Source organism: Sphingopyxis sp., from assembly GCF_040216815.1.
Taxonomy (GTDB): domain Bacteria; phylum Pseudomonadota; class Alphaproteobacteria; order Sphingomonadales; family Sphingomonadaceae; genus Sphingopyxis.
This window is the reverse complement of sequence record NZ_JAVJOJ010000007.1, coordinates 1-1,781: the sequence shown is the minus strand read 5'-3', so window position 1 is coordinate 1,781 and position 1,781 is coordinate 1. Positions and strand designations below refer to the sequence as shown.

Sequence of the window (1,781 nt, the reverse complement as noted above, 5' to 3'; positions counted from 1 at the left end):
GCGCATTGTTCAGTCGCAATCTGTTCAACTTCCTGTCGGCCTTCTGGGACAAAGAGCAGGGCAAGCCGGTGCTCGACGAGGAAATCGGCAATGCGGTCCGCCTGACGCAGGGCGGCAAGGTCGTCAACGAGCGGCTGTTGGGTTAAACGCACCATGGGCCTGTTCAGCGCCGGGGATATCGACGTTGGACGGGCGCAGTCCGAATTTCAGCCCTGGCTGGTCGACGGCGAGCAGGTGCTCGCGGCCTTCTGCACGATTCGCGATACGGTGCTGCTCACCAATTATCGCTTCATCTTCGTCGATGTGCAGGGACTGACGGGATCGAAGAAGGATTTTCAGAGCATCCCGTGGCGTTCGGTGACGCGCTTTTCGTTCGAGACCGCGGGAACCTTTGACCTTGACGCCGACATGAAGGTCTGGGTGTCGGGCGCGGCGACGCCGCTGGAGGTCAAGATTTCACGCAAGAGCGACCCGCAGCGAATCCACCAGCTGATGACGCGGCTGATCGTCGGCCGCTGACGCAAATCGGGAAGGGGGCCGATTGGGACCTTTTATTGACGCGTCGGCTGATTACTATGGGGATGAGCCCCCATTTTGAACCACTGGAGATTGCCCGATGCCGCGCGTGAAGTCGTTTGTCCTTTTCTCGTCCGCCTTGACAGCCGCCGCCCTGGGACTCGCGGCGTGCAGCAGCGAGTCCGAAACGACGGGCGAAACTGCGACGGTAGGCGATGCGATCGGCGGCGACGCGGCGGGGGTGGGCGGAATGGCGGGAGATCGGACGATCGCCGACAATATCGCCGCCTCGCCCGACCATAGCTCGTTCGCGGCGGCGCTACGGCAGGCAGGACTGGCCGCGACGCTGGCGGGGACTGGACCCTTTACGGTCTTTGCTCCGACCGACGCCGCCTTTACGCAGGTGCCGCCGGTGACGCGCGACGGGTGGATGCGCCCGGCGCAACAGAGCGTGCTCGCGGGCGTACTCAATTATCATATCGTGCCGGGCAAGCTGACCGCCGCCGATCTTGCCGCGCAGATCGACGCTGCGGGCGGGCAGCTGACGCTCAAAACCGTGGACAATCAGGAATTGACGGCGCGCAAGTCAGGCGATTCGATCCTGCTGACCAGCGCTTCGGGCAACAAGGCGATCGTCACGCAGCCCGATGTCGAGCAGGCGAACGGCGTCGTCCACGTGGTCGACGCGGTCTTGCTGCCGCGGATGTAGGCGGCTGGCGTTCTAGCGGAAGAGCATCGCCGGGATGACGGATACGGAGAACGACGGCGCCCGCTCCCGGGCCAACATTCAATTGTCCAAGCCAAACACTTCTACCACGAAATTTTATGTCGGATCGGGCCTGCGTTCCGGGTGATATGAAACACCGGCGCCTCTTTTTTCGGGCTTAGGAGTCGACAGGCTGGCGCCGTCACGGCAAGAGGTGCGCCAAGCGGAATCAGCAGGGGAGCACGCCGTGGATTTCATCGCCATTTTTTCGATTTTCGTGCTGGCGTGTTTCGTCGGCTATTTCGTCGTCTGGTCGGTTACGCCAGCGCTGCACACGCCGCTGATGAGCGTGACCAACGCGATTTCGTCGGTGATCATCGTGGGTGCCTTGATTGCGGCGGCGGCAGCGGGATCGGCGTCGTCGAAATGGCTCGGGCTTGCCGCGGTCGTGATGGCGAGCGTGAATATCTTCGGCGGCTTTGCCGTCACCGAACGCATGTTGGCGATGTACAAGAAGAAGGAGCGCTGAGATGGATTTTCAGTCGATCCTTGCCGCCGC

3 protein-coding genes and 1 pseudogene are annotated in these 1,781 nt (G+C 62.4%); all 4 read left to right on the top strand.

Annotated features, from left to right (window positions below):
- Positions 1-146, top strand: a pseudogene (locus tag RIA72_RS10350) (NAD(P)(+) transhydrogenase (Re/Si-specific) subunit alpha); the annotation flags it as partial.
- Between the two features lie 7 nt (positions 147-153).
- Positions 154-519, top strand: coding sequence for a PH domain-containing protein (locus RIA72_RS10345; protein ID WP_350032101.1), 366 nt, complete (start codon positions 154-156; stop codon positions 517-519).
- A gap of 136 nt (positions 520-655) precedes the next feature.
- Positions 656-1,225 carry a fasciclin domain-containing protein gene (locus RIA72_RS10340; RefSeq protein WP_350032100.1) on the top strand — a complete coding sequence of 190 codons (570 nt, stop codon included), beginning with the start codon at positions 656-658 and terminating at the stop codon, positions 1,223-1,225.
- A 244-nt stretch (positions 1,226-1,469) separates the two neighbouring features.
- The gene (locus RIA72_RS10335) at positions 1,470-1,751 is read left to right on the top strand and encodes an NAD(P) transhydrogenase subunit alpha part 2 (RefSeq protein ID WP_350032099.1); all 282 of its coding nucleotides are present in this window, start codon (positions 1,470-1,472) and stop codon (positions 1,749-1,751) included.
- The last annotated feature ends 30 nt before the right edge of the window (positions 1,752-1,781 follow it).

Coding starts and splice junctions, on each gene's coding strand:
- RIA72_RS10345 (WP_350032101.1), top strand. CDS start 154: ATGGGCCTGTTCAGCGCCGGGGATATCGACGTTGGACGGGCGCAGTCC.